The 19491-nt window shown below is 50.0% G+C and carries 20 protein-coding genes; 5 read left to right on the plus strand and 15 right to left on the minus strand.

What is annotated here, in order from left to right; translation table 11 throughout:
* Nucleotides 1–47 precede the first annotated feature (47 nt).
* Both aroL and ACJHX7_RS10340 read right to left on the minus strand, forming a co-directional pair.
* Complete coding sequence (aroL, locus tag ACJHX7_RS10335) at nt 48–572, minus strand: shikimate kinase AroL (RefSeq protein WP_000193395.1); 525 nt, start codon at nt 570–572, stop codon at nt 48–50.
* A 182-nt stretch (nt 573–754) separates the two neighbouring features.
* Nucleotides 755–1213, minus strand: a complete 459-nt coding sequence (locus tag ACJHX7_RS10340) for a YaiI/YqxD family protein (RefSeq protein WP_000158159.1) — start codon at nt 1211–1213, stop codon at nt 755–757.
* A 119-nt stretch (nt 1214–1332) separates the two neighbouring features.
* On the opposite strand from ACJHX7_RS10340, the gene proC reads away from it, so the two are divergent.
* The gene (proC, locus tag ACJHX7_RS10345) at nt 1333–2142 is read left to right on the plus strand and encodes a pyrroline-5-carboxylate reductase (protein WP_001304841.1); all 810 of its coding nucleotides are present in this window, start codon (nt 1333–1335) and stop codon (nt 2140–2142) included.
* Nucleotides 2143–2158: 16 nt separating this feature from the next.
* On the opposite strand, the gene adrA is transcribed toward proC, so the two are convergent.
* From adrA to ACJHX7_RS10370, 5 genes are all read right to left on the minus strand, one after another.
* Nucleotides 2159–3274: a diguanylate cyclase AdrA gene (gene adrA, locus ACJHX7_RS10350; RefSeq protein ID WP_000484048.1), complete on the minus strand. Its 1116-nt coding sequence runs from the start codon at nt 3272–3274 to the stop codon at nt 2159–2161.
* Nucleotides 3275–3375: 101 nt separating this feature from the next.
* Complete coding sequence (gene psiF / locus ACJHX7_RS10355; RefSeq protein WP_001295332.1) at nt 3376–3696, minus strand: phosphate starvation-inducible protein PsiF; 321 nt, start codon at nt 3694–3696, stop codon at nt 3376–3378.
* 118 nt (nt 3697–3814) lie between these two features.
* Entirely contained in the window at nt 3815–5230 is a 1416-nt protein-coding gene (gene phoA / locus ACJHX7_RS10360) for an alkaline phosphatase (RefSeq protein WP_000814386.1), read from the minus strand.
* Between the two features lie 99 nt (nt 5231–5329).
* Nucleotides 5330–5590 carry an anti-adapter protein IraP gene (gene iraP, locus ACJHX7_RS10365; protein ID WP_000792975.1) on the minus strand — a complete coding sequence of 87 codons (261 nt, stop codon included), beginning with the start codon at nt 5588–5590 and terminating at the stop codon, nt 5330–5332.
* A 181-nt stretch (nt 5591–5771) separates the two neighbouring features.
* The gene (locus ACJHX7_RS10370; protein ID WP_094029739.1) at nt 5772–5975 is read right to left on the minus strand and encodes a hypothetical protein; all 204 of its coding nucleotides are present in this window, start codon (nt 5973–5975) and stop codon (nt 5772–5774) included.
* 77 nt (nt 5976–6052) lie between these two features.
* Here ACJHX7_RS10370 and ddlA point away from each other — a divergent pair, with 77 nt between their 5' ends.
* Nucleotides 6053–7147: a D-alanine--D-alanine ligase gene (ddlA, locus tag ACJHX7_RS10375; RefSeq protein ID WP_000413677.1), complete on the plus strand. Its 1095-nt coding sequence runs from the start codon at nt 6053–6055 to the stop codon at nt 7145–7147.
* 23 nt (nt 7148–7170) lie between these two features.
* Here the strand turns inward: ddlA and ACJHX7_RS10380 are convergent, their stop codons facing one another.
* Nucleotides 7171–7383, minus strand: a complete 213-nt coding sequence (locus ACJHX7_RS10380; protein WP_001295334.1) for a DUF2754 domain-containing protein — start codon at nt 7381–7383, stop codon at nt 7171–7173.
* A gap of 259 nt (nt 7384–7642) precedes the next feature.
* On the opposite strand from ACJHX7_RS10380, the gene ACJHX7_RS10385 reads away from it, so the two are divergent.
* Nucleotides 7643–7951, plus strand: a complete 309-nt coding sequence (locus ACJHX7_RS10385) for a YaiY family protein (protein ID WP_000763151.1) — start codon at nt 7643–7645, stop codon at nt 7949–7951.
* 57 nt (nt 7952–8008) lie between these two features.
* Here the strand turns inward: ACJHX7_RS10385 and yaiW are convergent, their stop codons facing one another.
* The gene (gene yaiW / locus ACJHX7_RS10390) at nt 8009–9103 is read right to left on the minus strand and encodes a surface-exposed outer membrane lipoprotein YaiW (RefSeq protein WP_094029740.1); all 1095 of its coding nucleotides are present in this window, start codon (nt 9101–9103) and stop codon (nt 8009–8011) included.
* 12 nt (nt 9104–9115) lie between these two features.
* Nucleotides 9116–10336 carry a peptide antibiotic transporter SbmA gene (sbmA, locus tag ACJHX7_RS10395; RefSeq protein ID WP_001304845.1) on the minus strand — a complete coding sequence of 407 codons (1221 nt, stop codon included), beginning with the start codon at nt 10334–10336 and terminating at the stop codon, nt 9116–9118.
* Between the two features lie 351 nt (nt 10337–10687).
* Between sbmA and ampH the strand changes: the two genes are divergently transcribed.
* Complete coding sequence (ampH, locus tag ACJHX7_RS10400; protein ID WP_000830741.1) at nt 10688–11845, plus strand: D-alanyl-D-alanine-carboxypeptidase/endopeptidase AmpH; 1158 nt, start codon at nt 10688–10690, stop codon at nt 11843–11845.
* Here ampH and iprA read toward each other — a convergent pair whose 3' ends face one another.
* Both iprA and ACJHX7_RS10410 read right to left on the minus strand, forming a co-directional pair.
* Nucleotides 11846–12469, minus strand: a complete 624-nt coding sequence (iprA, locus tag ACJHX7_RS10405) for a hydrogen peroxide resistance inhibitor IprA (protein ID WP_001295817.1) — start codon at nt 12467–12469, stop codon at nt 11846–11848.
* Between the two features lie 85 nt (nt 12470–12554).
* Nucleotides 12555–15506 (minus strand): autotransporter outer membrane beta-barrel domain-containing protein, encoded by a 2952-nt coding sequence (locus ACJHX7_RS10410; protein WP_094029741.1) that lies wholly within the window; start codon nt 15504–15506, stop codon nt 12555–12557.
* A gap of 525 nt (nt 15507–16031) precedes the next feature.
* Here ACJHX7_RS10410 and hemB point away from each other — a divergent pair.
* The gene (gene hemB / locus ACJHX7_RS10415; RefSeq protein ID WP_001295337.1) at nt 16032–17006 is read left to right on the plus strand and encodes a porphobilinogen synthase; all 975 of its coding nucleotides are present in this window, start codon (nt 16032–16034) and stop codon (nt 17004–17006) included.
* Between the two features lie 39 nt (nt 17007–17045).
* Here the strand turns inward: hemB and tauD are convergent, their stop codons facing one another.
* The 3 genes from tauD to tauB are packed head-to-tail and all read right to left on the minus strand — an operon-like array spanning nt 17046 to nt 19485.
* Nucleotides 17046–17897, minus strand: a complete 852-nt coding sequence (tauD, locus tag ACJHX7_RS10420; RefSeq protein WP_410231561.1) for a taurine dioxygenase — start codon at nt 17895–17897, stop codon at nt 17046–17048.
* The gene (gene tauC, locus ACJHX7_RS10425) at nt 17894–18721 is read right to left on the minus strand and encodes a taurine ABC transporter permease TauC (protein WP_088170421.1); all 828 of its coding nucleotides are present in this window, start codon (nt 18719–18721) and stop codon (nt 17894–17896) included. Before tauC ends, tauD begins: the two co-directional genes overlap by 4 nt.
* A complete protein-coding gene (gene tauB / locus ACJHX7_RS10430) occupies nt 18718–19485 on the minus strand; it encodes a taurine ABC transporter ATP-binding subunit (protein WP_088170420.1) in 768 nt (255 codons plus the stop codon). The genes tauC and tauB overlap by 4 nt, the downstream gene beginning before the upstream one ends.
* Between the last annotated feature and the right edge of the window lie 6 nt (nt 19486–19491).

Below are 19491 nucleotides of genomic sequence, written 5' to 3' on the forward strand. Positions count from 1 at the left end.
TTCTTCCTTATTTCACGGGATGAACGTTAAGTATAGGCGCTCGAAAATCAACAATTGATCGTCTGTGCCAGGGCACTGCGAATTTCAGAAATCACCTGGCTGGGTTCGTTTGTTGCGTCGATAATAATATGCGCAACTTCGCGATATAGCACATCGCGTTCTTCCAGCACTTCCTGAACTTCTTCGCTCAGCGGTTTTCCCGTTAAGGTTGGCCGTAAATCTTCTTCCGGTGCAGCTTGCAGTCGGTTAACCAGGACTGATACTGGCGCACACAAATAAACCACGATCCCGTTATTTTGCATGAAGTGACGATTAAATTCCGTCAGAATAATGCCGCCGCCTGTAGCGATAACGGTGGATGGCGCAGTTACCGCTTCCAGCGCCGCCGTTTCTCTGGCGCGGAATCCCGCCCACTCTTCCCTTTCGACGATCTCCGCGACCGTCATATTGAGCTGTGATTGCAACCACTGGTCGGTATCGACAAACCGACGGTTAAGCGAATCGGCAAGGGCCATTCCGACCGTTGTTTTACCACAGCCCCGAGGCCCGATCAGAAAAAGAGGTTGTGTCATCGTGGGTTTTCCCCAATAGGTCGCAATGCGGCGAAAGCCGATATCATGAGAATAGCGATCATACCATCAAACTAGTACAATTTCGATTGTAAAGAAAAAATTCCACTTAAAGTGAAAATCTCAATACATCCCTTACTATACCAATAAATATTCAAGAATGAAGTGTAAATAATAAATTACATTCAGCCACGACTACGTTGCACTTCCAGCCACCACTTCTCCAGCTCCGCAGCAAAGGCCTGGCGGTCACGTTGTGAAAGACTATCTGGTCCTCCGGTCTGGATCCCACTGGCACGTAAGGTATCCATAAAATCGCGCATCGTCAGGCGCTCACGAATGGTCGCTGGCGTGTAACGTTCGCCGCGTGGATTAAGCGCCGCCGCGCCTTTCTCGATGGCTTCAGCAGCCAAAGGTATATCTGCGGTGATCACCAAATCGCCCGCTTCACACTGCCGGACAATTTCGTTATCGGCAACGTCGAAACCTGCCGCGACGCGCAGCGTACGAATAAATCGCGATGGCGGCACGCGTAAACTCTGGTTTGCTACCAGTACCAGCGGCATCTGCATACGTTCCGCCGCGCGATACAAAATCTCTTTAATTACATTGGGACACGCGTCGGCATCCACCCAAATTGTCATAAAGTCATCCTTTGTTGGGTAATCCTCTATTGTGTCGCGCTTTTGCCTTCCGGCATAGTTCTGTTTATGCTTCTGCCAGCGATTATCAAAACAATGAATTTCACGGCAGGAGTGAGGCAATGGAAAAGAAAATCGGTTTTATTGGCTGCGGCAATATGGGAAAAGCCATTCTCGGCGGTCTGATTGCCAGCGGTCAGGTGCTTCCAGGGCAAATCTGGGTATATACCCCCTCCCCGGATAAAGTCGCCGCCCTGCATGACCAGTTCGGCATCAACGCCGCAGAATCGGCGCAAGAAGTGGCGCAAATCGCCGACATCATTTTTGCCGCCGTTAAACCTGGCATCATGATTAAAGTGCTTAGCGAAATCACCTCCAGCCTGAATAAAGACTCTCTGGTCGTTTCTATTGCTGCAGGTATCACACTCGACCAGCTTGCCCGCGCGCTGGGCCATGACCGGAAAATTATCCGCGCCATGCCGAACACTCCCGCGCTGGTTAATGCCGGGATGACCTCCGTAACGCCAAACGCGCTGGTAACCCCAGAAGATACCGCTGATGTGCTGAATATTTTCCGCTGCTTTGGCGAAGCGGAAGTAATTGCCGAGCCGATGATCCACCCGGTGGTCGGTGTGAGCGGTTCTTCGCCAGCCTACGTCTTTATGTTTATCGAAGCGATGGCCGACGCCGCCGTGCTGGGCGGGATGCCACGCGCCCAGGCGTATAAATTTGCCGCTCAGGCGGTAATGGGTTCCGCAAAAATGGTGCTGGAAACGGGAGAACATCCAGGGGCACTGAAAGATATGGTCTGCTCACCGGGAGGCACCACCATTGAGGCGGTACGCGTACTGGAAGAGAAAGGCTTCCGTGCCGCAGTGATCGAAGCGATGACGAAGTGTATGGAAAAATCAGAAAAACTCAGTAAATCCTGATGACTTTTGCCGGACGTCAGGCCGCCACTTCGGTGCGGTTACGTCCGGCTTTCTTTGCTTTGTAAAGCGCCAAATCTGCCGATTTCAACCACTCACGATAGTGACTCATTTGTGGGTTCAGCGGCGCAACCCCCACACTAATCCGTAAAGTTACCTGTGGCGTATTCGGCAGACGTAATGTATTTAGCCCTTCATGCACTCGTAACATGGCGGTAATGGCGCTCTCAGCTGGCGTACCGGACATGATTACCGCAAACTCATCGCCGCCAAACCGACCAATCACATCGCTACCGCGCAGGGTTATTTGTAACTGTCGGGTAAGCGCCACAATCGCTTCATCGCCCACATCATGGCCCCAGGTATCGTTGATGCTCTTGAAATGGTCGATATCGATAATCAGTAATGTCGCATCGCGGTTATGCCGCCGACAGTTATCAAATTCATTGCGTAACATAGTTTCCCAATGACGTCGGTTATACACGCCCGTCATACCGTCGCGGGTACTCATGACCTGCAACCTGCGTTTATGTTCCGCCAGTTTAGTCGCCGTCTGGTAGCTGACCCAGCCAAACAGCAGAGGATAAATGACGATAATGGGAAGGGAGAGCCACCATTCCAGCGGCGCACTATTGAACGACACGGTAATGCCCGTCAGTTCGAGGGTGACAAGGCAGGAAACCACCATCAACACCAGACCCGCGACAAACAGACGGGGGCCGCCTGCCCCCATCAAATTCAGACACATAATCATCAACATCGCGGTGGAAGGCAGCACGTTTACGCCCATTACGCCTACCCACATTCCCGCTAATACTGCATCGGTTTTTAAGTTGTAAATTTCCCGGCTAAGCGGATCGACGGCCCTGCTCGCTATCTGCCAGGCTAAATGCGGCCAGACGAACGCCCAGCCGACCAACACCAGCCACCACCAGCCCGGCGGCGGGTGCGAAACCAGCGTTGAAGCAATCGGTAAGAACATGCCAGCCAGGCCAACCGCGCGGGGTAGTCTGACGCGACGGGCGAAGCGCAGCCCGGACCGCTGATGTTCGTTTTGAGGAGTTAAAGGAGGTTCCTCCCCATGCGCCGCCGCTTTTTTGAAAAAGTTTTCATCATTCATTATTTTTGGGAACATTCAGAAACAATTTTCCCAAATTATAGAGACGGGGCTAAAGGCAGAAGTATGAAATTTCGGGTGAGCCATTTTCGTAGCTCACCCGTTAGCACTATCAGGTATCAGGCGGCTTTCTTGAGGCAGGCGCTCATAAACTTATTACGATCATCACCTTTCAGAGATTGTTGCGTTGCTTGATTATTACATTCGCGCATCTTTTGCTGCTGTGGCGTCAAACTTTTTTCACCAGGCGCAGACTTGCTGTTCTTCAGGCAATCACTCATGTAGGTCTTACGAGCATCCCCTTTCAACGCCTGCGCCGTCGCCTGCTGATTACAGGAGGTCATACGCTGTTGTTGCGGGGTTAAGGTTCTCTCGGCAGCGCCGACGGTGGTTAAAAAAACCAGTCCGAAAAGCAAGGTAACCAGTAATGTTATTTTCATAGCACCATCCCTCTTCATGTTTTAACCATGAGCGTTTGCGCCCGTGATCTGCCATTAAGTCTGGTTGCTAACAGCAAAAAAACCACCCGACAGCGAAAATTCACCGCCGGGCGCGGTTTTATTTCAGCCCCAGGGCGGCTTTCATGGTGTAGAAGAGATCGGTCTGGTCGGTCAGTCCAACGACATTGGCGGCATGTGGGCCATACGCTGCAATACGCAACTGACTGCCGGTATGTTCTTGTGAATCCTCTTCGGAGTTCCCGTAACTCATCACCATCACTGCGCCATCTTTGGTATTTAGCGCCTGGGTGAGGCCCGGCGCTTTGGTGTCCGGCGCGACAATCTGGCTGGCGTGGGCGTGATCAGCGGTGACTATGACCAGCGTGTTGCCATCCTTTTTAGCGAATTCCAGCGCACGTTGTACGGCTTCATCGAGGTCGACCGTCTCGCCAATTTGCCCACAAGGATTCGCAGCGTGATCCTGTTTATCGATTGATGCACCTTCAACTTGCAGGAAAAAGCCTTTCTCATTTTTACTCAACAATTCAATGGCTTTGTCGGTCATCTGCGCCAGGGTCGGTACACTGTCATTACGTTGCGGATTAGGTGTACAGGTGACTGCGGGCTTATCTATATTACCGTGGTACGTTGCTTTCGGTCCTTGCCAGCGCACTGGCATATTGCCGTCAGCAAACAGTCCTAATAGGGGTTTTTGCTGATTCGCTTCCGTCACCGCATTTAGCGAGGCAGCATCGCTCACCAACTGATAACCACGCGCCAGTGCCTGTTCACGCAGCGTTTTTCCCTGCCATTCACCGGCGGTTGCCGTTTCAGCAAAGGTTTTTGCACCGCCGCCAAGCGTAACATCGGCACGGGCGTTAAGCAGCTGTTCGGTAATCGATCCTTTTCCGCCTTTTTCCAGAGCGTTACCCGGACATTTTTCACTGGTCGCACTCGGACCGTAGCATTTGCGCGAGGTCACATGCGCCACCAGCGCAGCGGGCGTGGCATCCTGCAACTCTGCGGTAGAAACGTTACCGGTCGCCAGACCTGCGGCTTTTGCCATTTCCAGAATCGTTGGGTGATCTTTTTCGTGAATATCGACGCCCAGCGCGCCGTTATAGGTTTTGACACCAGTTGACCAGGCGGTTGCTGATGCAGCCGAGTCGGTGACGTAGTCCGGTTTGCCGGTTTTTTTATTCAGCGCATAGTGTGTGTATTGTCCGGTAAGCGGTAAGGCATCGATACCTTTAAAAAAGCCGCCCGCACCTTCGGCATAATTGCGTGCGGCAGTAATTTCCGAGTCCCCCATCCCATCGCCAATCAGCAAAATAATATTTTTTGCAGGTTTATCGCTAAGAGAATCACGCAGAGCGGCGGTCTGATCACCCGTTAAGCGGCGAGCACCGCCGGGTGCAGTAATATCGCCCTGAGCAGCCCGGTTTTCCAGAACAGGCATTTCTGGTGTCCGGGCTTTTGTCACAGGGGAAAACAGTAACGGTAAGAGTGCCAGTGCAATAGTGCTTTGTTTCACTTTATTTTCTCCATGTACAAATACATTAAAAATAAAAACAAAGCGACTATAAGTCTCGGCCGTGACAGCTTTATGACAGCTGTTGAAAAGATTAACTTTTTACTGACGAGGATGCTTCAATAACTTCTTTACATAATTGCGCAGCAGCTCCGTATCGTCGTCAGGAATGCTGGCATCGGGCTTTACCTCGTACAGCGCCCCCTCTACCTGATCAATCAACCTCTGTTGGTCATTTTGCGCCATATTGCGAAGCATTGCCGTGACGATAATCTCCAAAGCTTCTACCTGCGCGCACAGTTCTTTCGACTCTTCTTCTTTTTGGGCAAGCTTAAATAACAACTCAGCAATGAGATTTTTCATGTCTGTATTTCCTTATCCAAAGTATGGAGAAGTTAACATTATGTTTCACAACTTCATAGTGTCTGGAAGTATTATTTTTATGACAAAGGAAATACTTTGCGCAAATATTTTTTGTTTGATTACCAGCGAAACGTTTCTCTTATTTTAATAATTACCCACACAAAATATAGGCTTTTAATTATCAACCTTTATTATAAATAAAAGTTATGAAATATATTCTCTTCGTTAACTTATAATTAAGAGAAAAAAACTCACTGCATGGCCATACAAGCCAGGAATAAATTAGCTTCCCGTTCATCATTTTTGTGATCTTGCGCACATCATTGAGATAACGCACTTTTTTCACCATTACGTTGCACGCTTTGTCAGCAGAAGATTGCAACATTCTGTCAGAAGGCCGCGAATCCCCCGTTTTGTCGTGGTAATGTATGCACTTTGTGTTAGACGGGATAGGTTTTTAAGATGGAAAAACTGCGGGTAGGAATCGTTTTTGGTGGTAAATCAGCGGAACATGAAGTGTCTCTGCAATCGGCAAAAAACATTGTCGATGCCATTGATAAAAGTCGCTTCGACGTTGTGCTGCTGGGCATTGATAAACAAGGGCAATGGCACGTCAGCGATGCCAGCAATTATCTGCTAAATGCAGACGATCCTGCCCATATTGCGTTGCGCCCTTCGGCGACCAGCCTTGCGCAGGTGCCTGGTAAACATGAACATCAGCTTATCGACGCGCAAAACGGTCAGCCGTTGCCGACGGTGGATGTCATTTTCCCGATTGTCCACGGTACGCTGGGCGAAGATGGTTCCTTGCAGGGAATGCTGCGGGTCGCCAATTTACCGTTTGTAGGTTCTGATGTTCTGGCTTCAGCGGCCTGTATGGATAAAGATGTCACCAAACGTCTGCTGCGCGATGCCGGGCTGAACATTGCGCCATTTATTACCCTGACGCGCGCTAATCGTCACAACATCAGTTTTGCCGAAGTGGAGTCTAAACTGGGGTTACCGCTGTTTGTAAAACCGGCTAATCAGGGCTCTTCTGTTGGTGTCAGCAAAGTAACCAGTGAAGAACAGTACGCAATTGCCGTCGATCTGGCGTTCGAGTTCGACCATAAAGTGATCGTTGAGCAAGGGATCAAAGGTCGTGAGATCGAATGCGCAGTTCTGGGCAACGACAATCCGCAAGCCAGCACCTGTGGCGAGATCGTACTCACCAGCGATTTCTATGCCTACGACACCAAGTACATTGACGAAGATGGCGCGAAAGTGGTTGTTCCGGCAGCCATTGCGCCAGAAATCAACGATAAGATCCGGGCGATTGCCGTTCAGGCCTATCAAACGTTGGGATGCGCAGGCATGGCGCGTGTAGACGTGTTTTTAACCCCAGAGAACGAAGTGGTGATCAACGAGATCAACACCCTGCCTGGCTTCACCAACATCAGTATGTATCCGAAGTTGTGGCAAGCCAGCGGTCTGGGTTACACCGACCTGATCACGCGTTTGATTGAGCTGGCGCTGGAGCGTCACGCTGCAGATAACGCACTGAAAACCACAATGTAATATTCAAACGCCCGGTAATATTCTTATTGGGCGTTTTCAGTTTCTTCATCGCGACGACGAATAATCAGCCCCGCCAGCCAGAAACTAATCACCCACGTCACCAGACCGACGGCATAGGTCTGCCAACCTTTTGCTTCAAATCCCAGTAAACCCACCACGCCATTAAGAATGAATATAAGGCCAATGGCGAACGCATAGTAGTGCCAGTCACGGCGGATTTTTACAGGCAAGTTCATGGCAGCTCCGTTAACGAAAAACAACATCCTTGCATATTCTGCAACATCCGTCTGTGGCGTAGACAACATTTCCGTAATTGTTAATAAATTTAACTTAAGGTTGTCATTTTGTGACTCACGACGAAGATTCACGCTTCGGGAATATTCCCAACATCAATTTACCATGATTCTGATATTGACAATCTTAATGACCTGTCAGACTTGCCATAAGCCGCTGGTATCACACCAGAAGAGAAGCAGATGACTTCCGGAGGTTTTTATGGCTGATTTCACCCTGTCAAAATCGCTGTTTAGCGGAAAATATCGCAATGCCTCTTCAACGCCTGGCAATATTGCCTATGCGTTGTTTGTGCTGTTTTGCTTTTGGGCTGGGGCGCAATTGCTGAACCTGCTAGTGCATGCGCCCGGCGTCTATGAGCGTTTAATGCAGGTCCAGGAAACAGGTCGCCCACGGGTGGAAATTGGTTTAGGTGTCGGCACCATTTTCGGGCTGATCCCGTTTTTAGTAGGCTGCCTCATTTTTGCAGTAGTGGCGTTATGGCTGCACTGGCGACATCGCCGCCAGTAAGATTTACTTGCCAGATAGGACCTAAAACGCTTTATCTGGCATGACATTCCTGTTTGATCACTGTTTCATACAACGCGCCCGCCGTTCGTCTACGCGCTTCGCAAACCAGGCCGTAGTCAAGTTGCTGGTGATTTTCGGGCTTTCCAGTTGAATGCCAGGCAACATTTCGCGGGGTAGTGATTTACCCGTTTTCGCTTCGGCAAGTTGATAAACTTTCTTGTACAGCGCCGTCTCCTCAAAAGAGAAGCTGTCCCCTTTCTCTAACTGGCGGCGAATTTCACTGTCGCTCATCCCCAGTTTTCCCGCCAGTTTGCGCGTTGCCAGTTCGGTTTTCCCGGGCTCTTTACTGTCGTAACGAATTAAATCACCGTCCAGTGCCAGCTTCACGCCGCTGACCTTACTGACCGCGTTCTGAAACGCGGCATTACGGCTGGCGTACCAGCCAGCGTTAAAATCAGCAAAACGGTATATCGGCGCGCTATAGCTGGCGGGATAATTCAGTAAATGGTAAGTACCAAACCACAACCCGCCGCGACGACTGAAGACTTCCTGACGGACTGTACCGTCCATTTTCCACGGATACCCTTTGGTATGCTGTTCGGCAAAGGCAATGCTGACCTGCATCGGCCCACCGGTGCGCACCGGATTAAGCGAACCAAACAACGTCTGCCCCATTGGCACCATGCTGATCAGATCGTCAAAAATCGCGCTCAATTGCTTTTCAGTACGCACCGAATCTAACCGTTCGCTATAGCTTTTGCCGTTTGGCGATTTGATTTTTAGCGCGGTATGCACCAGAAAAGCAGGAATGTGCATCCGTTCAGCACGACGGTCAATCTCTTGCCAGGCGATCTTGCTTAAGCCCGGAACGGCCGGATCTGCCTGATAATTTGACTCCTGCTGCGCCACCGCCAGCACCGAGCAGACGTTTTCCAGCGTCGGTGCCAGCCCCTGACTTTCAAACGTGGTGGCGAGATCTTTCGCCCAGGCATCGCGGTCTTTCACGCTCGCAGGCATCTTCTGCCGCACGACGCTCGCCACATCTATCGCTTTTTCGCCCTTTTTCAACGGTTGCGGAGCCTGACTACTACACCCCGCTAAAACCAGAACCGCCAACAATGACAGCGAAGATAGATGATTGACGCGCGACATTACTTCTCCTTTTTAGCTCAAGGTATGGGTTACTTCCTGAATTTTGTCACCATCCAGCTCATGTTCAAAGCTGCGCAGACGTTTGTAGATAGACATCAACTCAACCAGTGTGGTCCATGAGTTAATCAGGTACTGGAAAGCTCCGCGAACCTGACCAAAAACGTTGGTAATCTGCGTCATCAGGCCGAGCGTAATCGTACCGGCAACAATTGACGGAAACAGCAAGAACAAACCGAAAACGTTATCGACCTGCAAATAGAGAATGCGGGCGATATTGAAATACATATAGTGAAAATAGAGGCGGAAATAGTTTTTCCGTACGGCGCTAAACAGCTCGCGTACCGTAGGCGGCGTCGCGCGCGTGGCATCGTCTTCACCATAAACCAGCTCTTTACGGTAGGCAGCCTCTACACGCTGGTTTTTAAACTCCAGCCCCGGCAGTTTGATCCCTACCACTGCCAGTAATCCGGTCCCCATCAGCGACCAGACGATAGCGGCAATCACCAGACCATACGGAATGTGCCCGACAATCGGCAGCTCCGGCACATGTGCGGAGAGCGTTACCAGCACCGGCAGGAAGGCGATCAACGTCATGATAGCGTTGATAAAGCTGACGCCCATATTCTCCAGCGTTGAAGCAAAACGCATGGTGTCTTCCTGCACACGCTGTGCGGCACCTTCGATATGACGCAGTTGTTGCCAGTTCGCCATGTAATATTCGTTCATCGCCGTACGCCAGCGGAACACGTAGTGACTGACAAAGAAGTTGTTCAGCACACTGATCACTACCGCGATCAGCGCAATCCCCAGAAAGACGCCCACTTCGCGGTAAAATTGTTCGATGGTGACTTTATGCGGCGAACTTAGCGCGGTTTGAATCAGATCATAGAACGGCGCATACCAGGCGTTGACGGCGACCCCGACTTCCACCAAAAACCAGGTGACGAAGATGATCAGTGCAGTACCGAGTATTGACCAGTATTGCCAACGGTGCGGGCTGTAGATAAACCAGAACAATGCAAAAAGTCCTACGCAAACAATGTAGTAAGCGTAAAAAATCAGGAAATCCAACGACCAGAAACGCGCGGCGCTAATCGGGATCTGCCCGGAAGCGCCGGTGATACGCGCCACCCAGTCACCCCCACCGGCTTGCCAGAAGATAACGGCAATCAATGCCCAAACAAAGGCCGAGAGAAAAAACGTTCCCGGCTTTGGGAAAAAAGACTTAAACATATGCACTCCTGCTAACTTCTTATCGTTTTAACAACTGCTGTGTATTAACCGCATGACCGCTACAAAGCGTCAGCCAAATGAAACCGCCCATTGTGACCCATAGCAAGGCGCTTAGTTCGCCAGCCTGACCATAAGAATTGTTTCGACGGATTTCACAAACCAAAGATTGTTTACATAAGCGGATTAACACGTGCAGGATCACAAATGCAGGCATTGGTGAGCAGGAAAAAGATCGTGTTTACGCGCCGTTACGTTTTTAACACTATTATTGCACTAATTCGCCCTTTGCAATCCATCAATGAGTAGTATAAATACGCTCAGTTACCTTCATTCAATTTATGGACACCACCGTTGAAACGTAGTCTGCTTTTTTCTGCCGTGCTGTGTGCGGCGTCATTGACCTCCGTCCATGCGGCGCAGCCGATCACTGAACCGGAGTTTGCCTCTGATATTGTCGATCGTTATGCCGATCATATTTTTTACGGCAGCGGTGCCACGGGGATGGCGCTGGTTGTTATCGACGGTAACCAGCGCGTCTTTCGCAGTTATGGCGAAACGCGACCTGGTAATAACGTTCGCCCGCAGCTGGATTCGGTCGTGCGTATTGCTTCCCTCACCAAGCTAATGACCAGTGAAATGCTGGTGAAATTGCTCGACCAGGGGACCGTGAAGTTAAACGATCCGCTAAGTAAATATGCTCCGCCAGGCGCACGCGTGCCAACCTACAATGGGACGCCCATTACGCTGGTGAATCTAGCAACCCATACCAGCGCCCTGCCCCGTGAACAGCCCGGTGGCGCGGCACATCGTCCGGTATTTGTCTGGCCAACGCGCGAGCAACGCTGGAAATACCTTTCCACTGCCAAACTAAAAGCCGCGCCGGGCAGCCAGGCCGCGTACTCCAACCTCGCATTCGATCTGCTGGCAGATGCACTGGCGAATGCGTCCGGCAAGCCTTATACCCAGTTGTTTGAAGAGCAGATTACCCGTCCATTGGGGATGAAAGACACCACCTACACCCCCTCACCGGATCAGTGCCGCCGTTTAATGGTTGCTGAGCGCGGTGCCAGTCCGTGCAATAACACGCTGGCGGCAATTGGCAGCGGCGGCGTCTATTCCACGCCTGGCGATATGATGCGCTGGATGCAGCAGTATTTGTCATCTGATTTTTATCAGCGCAGTAATCAGGCAGATCGCATGCAGACGTTGATTTATCAGCGCGCGCAGTTTACGAAAGTGATTGGCATGGATGTCCCCGGCAAAGCGGATGCGCTTGGTTTAGGCTGGGTATATATGGCCCCGAAAGAGGGTCGTCCGGGGATTATTCAGAAGACAGGCGGTGGTGGCGGTTTCATTACCTATATGGCGATGATCCCGCAGAAGAATATTGGCGCGTTTGTGGTGGTCACTCGTTCGCCATTGACGCGCTTTAAAAATATGAGCGATGGCATCAATGACCTGGTGACCGAACTGAGCGGGAATAAACCGTTGGTCATCCCCGCGTCCTGATTAATACTCTGAAGGCAAACGGTTGATAGCGACCAGTTTGCCTTTATTCATTTCGATATAGCCGCCTTTACGTAAAGCAGCGAGAACTTCTGCGACGACAGAACGCGATATGCGTGTACGTTGATGGATATAATTCATCACACCAATACGTGAGCGTAATTCTTCATTCCAGTCAATCATTGATAATAAAGTTGCGCGGATTTGTTCGTAGGAATTATGCCCAATGAGCTGTACGTCACGTAATTCCAGAATTCTATTTTGCCAGGCTAACCAGTAAAAAGCGTCTCGCCAGAGTTGATTTTGTTCAATAAGGGTAATGGTTTGTTTGGCTGGCAGATGATATCCCGTACAATTTCCTTCTGATATTAATTTGTATGGTATATCGTTTTTCATTAAACCATCAGCCAGTCCCATAATATAAGGAGCCTGGGTAATACCGATAAGTACGTTTTCTTCTCTACGCAGAGAGATAACGCCCTCTAAAATAACGAAAGTATCTTCGCTATTGACATCACTTGAAAATATAACTTGCTTTTCATTATTAAACTCGAAGCGCGTGCCATATCTGGACAAACATTTATCGAGCTTACCAAATTCCTGAAGAGGTTTAACTACAGATAACATTTGCGCGTCCTTTGCAGTAATGCCCGTCAAATCCTTGACGGGCATTATTTAGATTAAATAACCTATTTCTTCAGAGTGAAGAATATTACCAGGTATATTTAACACCCACGTTCGCGGACCAGTCTTGATCTACGTCACCACCACCGAGGTAGTTAGCATCGGTATAGGCGCTGAAGTTCTTGGTGAAGCTGAACTGAGTACCCAGACCAACACGTACCGCAGACCCTTCAGTACCGTTATCGATGGAATCACCGTTCACATCGTTATGGTTGTTAGAGTCGTCGTAAACGTAAGCCAGTTTGAAGTACGGAGTCAGAGCCTGGTCTTCGCTGTAGGTGAAGGTATAACCTGCATCTACACCCAGTTCATAACGCATGCTGTCGTAAGACTGACCGTCAACTTTCATGTTGTTGCTCAGCTGGTAGTCATCACCAGACTGGAACAGACCAGAAACGCTGCCGTAAGGAGTCACGTAACCTGCATCACCCAGTTTGAAGTCGTAACCGGCTTTCAAACCAAAGCCCCAAGCGTCGGAGTTGGTGCTGCCGTCAACGTAAGTACCGTTGCTCATGGTTGCAGACACGTCGTTGTTGAAGTGAGAGTAGCTCAAGCTACCGTCAACAAAGACGTTGTTCGCGAAGTGAGCAGAAGAGTAGATGTAGGCAGTCTGGCTGTCTTGATCCACCTGACCAGAACGGTCATTCATGTCACCTTTAGCGAAGCCTGCAGCCGCACCGACGATCCACTTAGCGTTGTTACCGTCAATTTTGGTATCAACACCGACCATGATGCCGTTAACATCCTGATCATAGTTGATGGTGCCATTGTCGCCGTTGAAGTTACCACCGAAGTAGCTTACCCATGCGCCGCCGTTATCAGCCAGGCCATGACGAGAGTTGGTCAGACGAGTACCAACGGTGTCTTGTTCCAGGTTCCAGATATTGGTGTTCGCAGACGGGATGCTCAGCGCCATGTTAGCGTAGTCGGTCAGCTCCATCTGTTGCAGAACAACGGTGTTACCACGCTGCTCAGCCTGATAGGTGTATGCACCCAGGTCAGCTTTGTTAGCAGCAGAGAAGGTCGCGTTGCTGTTGACGTCGTTTACGTAGATAATTTCTTTATCTTTGTAATCAGCGATAGCGCCAGCGCCAGTTGCGTTGTCGATACGAACTTTGTAGTTACCGGTTGCAGCAACAACGTTGTCTACAGAGCTGTTATCCAGTTCAGTACCGTTGTCTACGTCGCCGTTACCATTGATAGTCAGGTGACCATCAGAGTTCATAGCAACAATACCGTAACCGTAGTTAGACTTGGAAGTATCCCACGTACGGTCGTTCACCAGGTCAGCGTTCAGAACGTAATCGCTGCTGTTGATGTCGAACACACCAGAAATTACGTTGCCGTTATGGTCAGCAATGTTGCCGCTGGTCAGTTCCAGTTTATCAGTACGGAAAGCTTCAGTATCGAACTGATCAACATTCACATCCAGCACACCACCGTTAGTCACAGTGATAGTATTGGTATACAAATTAGAATAATTATTCCAACCAGTAGATTCGGTTAAATTAACGGTACTGTAGCTATCAACAGTCAGGTGGTCTGTAGCAACCACGCCATTTGCACCAATATTCAGTGAAGAACCGTTGGTTAAACCAATGGTATCTGATACCAGAGAGGAATCAGTAACATTTACCTGAGAGCCATTATTTACAGCTAATGTATCAATTACTGAACTATTAACGGTATTCCATTCTGAACTATTGTTCAGTGCTACGTTAAATACGCCGCTCTGGAATACTTTGTTGTCAATAATACGGCCCCAATCATTAGCTTCGATGGTGGCACCAGGGGTCAGGCTGTTCGGCGCAACGTCATACATATCTGCCGGAGCAATTACTTCAGCACTCATGTTTGCTGAACCAACCCACTTACTACCGTTATTCAGAGTAATGTTCAGTTCGTCAACGTTCTGAGCGTCATCTACCCAACCGCCGTTGGTATCAAGGACGCCGTCGCCGTTGCTGTCATGGCCGGTGGAATAGAAGAATACGCCATCGTTATTCCAGTGACTTGTAAATTCGACATCACCCAACAGAGTTGAATGGTCAAAGTTTACATTGTTTTTCATGGAATAATTTGAGCCAGCATTGTCAGTGAATGACAGTGCTACGTCATTCTGGCCACCATTACCAGCGTAATCACTTGGTTCAGCAGATTTACCGAAGAAGCCATCACTTTCTTCCAGCGGAGTCTGTGATCCTGAAGTTACAGTGGAATTAGACACATTGATGTTGTTGTCCCACTGATGATATTCGCTAGTATAAGTTGTGTTGCTTGTATTGCCTTCAGACAGCGCAATGCCAGCTACACGGGAGTTGTTGGTAATATTGATATTGCTTTCAACATCAAGATTTACTGCAACACCCAGAGCGGTATAGAACGTTTCATTGGTTGACTTAGATTTATCACCATCGAGATGTGTGTCAGTGAAGTAAAGAGCTTCATAGTCATCATCAATGGTGGAATTGGATACGTTCAGAGTGAATACGTCACCATCGTACCAATTGTAGTCAAGGTCAGTAGTGGTTCCGTTATTGAAAGTATAGCCATTATAACCTTCAGGCGTAATGCTGTAATAACCAAATGGCAGTTCAGAAGTGATTGACCCATGAATTACTGAATTGCTGATATCTACCTGGTTAACAGAACCGCTAGCGTAATCATGATTCAAGTAATAAGTAGAAATGGTACCGTTAACGGTATCGCCTTTAAAGACTGTATCGAAATCGCCATTGGCATTGTTATAGTAAACAAAACCATTGTAAGTTACGTAGTTACCATCTGAACCCATCGGGTCCATGCCGCCAGCATCGGCAATTCCATCATTGTCGGTGTCATACGGCCAAACTAAATCGGTCGTGGTGTTGTCATGATACCCCCAGGTATCATAGTTTGCTGCATTAGCCTGAGAGGTGATAGCCAGAGTGCAAGCCAATGCTAATTGTGATACTACAAGTTTCTTTTTCCAGGAGTGCATTTGTCATCCCTCCTCAGGGACGTAATAAGTTGATCCATCAATTATCAATGCATAGAAAACATATTATGTTTCGCGTTTACGATTATGCGGCGTTATAGAGGAATGGTTCAATTATTCTTTCCTCTAAGTCCGATTGCGGACATATATAAAGCACGTGAACACACACAAAGAAAGAAATAACAAAAACACAATATTTCAATACGTTAATGAAAGCGTTAATTTTAAAATATAGACCATGAAAATACAAAACACACAAAACAGACAAATAATGTATCAATAAGCAATGAACTTTAAGTCATTCACTTTTTGAAAACGTCACCAAATCTCCAAAAACAATAATCTATAGCTATAAATAAAAATTAAAAATATTTTCAGTGAATATGAAATTATTGCTATTTCTATTACAAAGATGTCCTGGCCTCTCTTCCATTCTCTTCTTGTCAACATCGCGACAACTTTCGTAAAACATCCCCACCCTGCTTCAGGTATACTATGCCCCTCGATTCCACAAACATCAGGCAGACCATGACAGATTTAATCCAACGCCCTCGTCGCCTGCGCAAATCTCCTGCGCTGCGCGCTATGTTTGAAGAGACAACACTTAGCCTTAACGACCTGGTGTTGCCGATCTTTGTTGAAGAAGAAATTGACGACTACAAAGCCGTTGAAGCCATGCCAGGCGTGATGCGCATTCCAGAGAAACATCTGGCACGCGAAATTGAACGCATCGCCAACGCCGGTATTCGTTCCGTGATGACTTTCGGCATTTCCCACCATACCGATGAAACCGGCAGCGATGCCTGGCGGGAAGATGGACTGGTGGCGCGGATGTCGCGCATCTGCAAGCAGACTGTGCCAGAAATGATCGTTATGTCAGACACCTGCTTTTGTGAATACACTTCTCACGGTCACTGCGGTGTGCTGTGCGAGCATGGCGTCGACAACGACGCGACTCTGGAAAATTTAGGCAAGCAAGCCGTGGTTGCAGCTGCTGCAGGCGCAGACTTCATCGCCCCTTCCGCCGCAATGGATGGCCAGGTACAAGCGATTCGCCAGGCGCTGGACGCTGCGGGCTTTAAAGATACGGCGATTATGTCGTATTCGACCAAGTTCGCCTCCTCCTTTTATGGCCCGTTCCGTGAAGCTGCCGGAAGCGCATTAAAAGGCGACCGCAAAAGCTATCAGATGAACCCAATGAACCGTCGTGAGGCGATTCGTGAGTCACTGCTGGATGAAGCCCAGGGCGCAGACTGCCTGATGGTTAAACCTGCTGGAGCGTACCTCGACATCGTGCGTGAGCTGCGTGAACGTACTGAATTGCCGATTGGCGCGTATCAGGTGAGCGGTGAGTACGCGATGATTAAGTTCGCCGCGCTGGCGGGTGCTATAGATGAAGAGAAAGTCGTGCTCGAAAGCTTAGGTTCGATTAAGCGTGCGGGTGCGGATCTGATTTTCAGCTACTTTGCGCTGGATTTGGCTGAGAAGAAGATTCTGCGTTAATGATCATTATGCCGGGTTATCCAACCCGGCATTTCCCCCTTACCCCGCCCGATAAAACGGTTTATCCCCAAGAATCGTCGCCCGATGCATAATCCGCCGCTGTGGCAGGTAATCGGCATTGGCATAGTGCTGAGTCACACGGTTATCCCAAATCGCAATATCATTTGGCTGCCAACGCCAACGCACCTGAAACTCCGGTTTGGTGATATGGGCAAACAAAAAACTTAACAAGGCTTCGCTCTCTTTCTCGCTCACATCAACAATTCGCGTAGTAAAGCCTTCATTCACAAACAGCGCCTGTTTACCGCTCACCGGATGCGTTCGCACCACCGGATGTAGCAACGGCAGATTTTTCGCGACCGCCTCGCGCCAGCGTTGATGCACCTCCTCGGTTTTGCGGTATTTGTATTCCGGGAACGATTTACGGAAATCATGCTCCGCACGCAGCCCGCTCAGCAGTTGGCGGAAGGGAACAGAGAGCGCCTCATAGGCCGCAATACCGCTGGTCCAGAGCGTATCGCCGCCGGTCGAGGGTAACTCTTTTGCCGCCAGAATCGCCCCTGCGGGTGGCGTTTCAATAAATGTCACATCGGTATGCCAGTTGTCGTTATCCGGCGGATTATCGTTATGAGTATCCAGGACGATGATCTCGTCAACCCCTTCGGCATGAGGGTAAACAGGATGAATATGCAGTTCGCCAAAACGTTGGGCCAGCGCGCGTTGCTGCTGCGGCGTAATAGCTTGATCGCGCAGAAACACCACCTGATGGCGCAGCACCGCATGGTAAAGCTGTTCAAACTGATTATCGCTTAACGGGCGCGTCAGGTCGGCACCCGAAATTTGTGCGCCAATATACGGCCCCAGCGGGGTAATGCTCAGACGTTCACTCATTGTACTTCTCCATGCCAGGGCGTCAGGCGGCGCTGTAACGCGCGCAAACCCAGTTCTAAAAGAAAAGCGATAATCGCAATCACCGCGATCCCCGCCAGCACCACGTCAGTCGCGAGAAATTCACCCGCTGACTGAACCATAAATCCTAAACCGCGCGTCGCGGCAATCAGCTCCGCCGCTACCAGCGTAGACCAGCCCACACCCAGACCAATGCGTAATCCGGTGAGGATTTCCGGCAGCGCACCGGGCAAAATAACAAACCACAGCACCTGCGCACGACTGGCACCCAGCGACTGGGCGGCACGAATGCGAACCTGCTGCGCGCTTTTCACCCCCGCCAGCGCCGACATCGCCACAGGTGCAAAAATCGCTAAATAGATCAGTAAGATCTTCGAGGTTTCGCCAATACCAAACCAGATCACCATCAGCGGCAAATAAGCCAGCGGCGGCACCGGACGATAAAGCTCGATTATCGGATCCAGAATGCCGCGCACCGTCGGGCTTAGCCCCATGGCGATCCCGACCGGAATACCGATCAACACCGCCGCGAGTAGCGCCAGCAAAATGCGCGTCAGGCTGGCTGCCAGATGCTGCCACAGCGTGGCGTCCATAAATCCCTGCGGTCCGGCAATGGTGAGCAGTTTTGCCAGGACCTGTTGCGGTGCCGGCAAAAACAGCGGGCTAATCAGTTGCAGCGCCGCCACCGCCCACCATACAGTGAGTAAAACCGCTAACGTGCCAATGCTTAAGGTCACCTGACGCGAGAGCGGCCAGCGCCATTTCAGCCGATGCGAATGCAGTTTTTCATTAATGAGCACACTCATGAGAATGCCTCCCGTTGCTCAAATACGCGGCTTAAAACATATTCGCGCATGGCGATGAATTGTGGATCGGACTTGATGCTGCGGCTCGGTTCCCCGGCAACAAAGCGGCGAGCAAAGTTGAGCGGCAGCCGCTCCAGCACGCGGCCAGGGCCGGATGAAAGCAGAACCAGTTCAGTCGCCATAAACACCGCTTCTTCTATATCGTGGGTAATCAACAGCACCTGCTTGCCCGTCTCCTGCCAGAGTTTCAGCAGCAGGGTTTGCATCTGATCGCGGGTGAAGGCGTCCAGCGCGCCAAACGGTTCGTCGAGTAATAACAGCTGGGGATTCGCCGCCAGCGCGCGGGCAATGCCCACCCGCTGACGTTGACCGCCGGAAAGCTGCCAGATGTAGCGTTTTTCTGCGCCTTCCAGCCCCACTTTTTTCAGCATCTGGTGCGCGATTTCCAGTCGCTGTACTTTCTCTACACCTGCCAGTTGCAGGCCGAATGCCACGTTGTCTACCACATTACGCCACGGCAACAGCCCTTCATTCTGAAAAACCACGCCACGCTCTGCTCCCGGTCCCTGAATACCCTTACCCGCCAGTTGAATGCTGCCATGCTGATAAGGCACAAAACCAGCAATCAAATTCAGCAACGTAGTTTTGCCGCAGCCAGACGGCCCCAGAACTACCAGAAGCTCGCCGCTTTCCAGCGTCAGGTTGATATCTTCCAGTGCCGGTTTGCCGCCATAATCGGCGTAAAGATGAGAGATTTGCAGCATCTGCGC

The organism is Escherichia sp. WS1451 (genome assembly GCF_046487365.1).
Taxonomy (GTDB): domain Bacteria; phylum Pseudomonadota; class Gammaproteobacteria; order Enterobacterales; family Enterobacteriaceae; genus Escherichia; species Escherichia coli.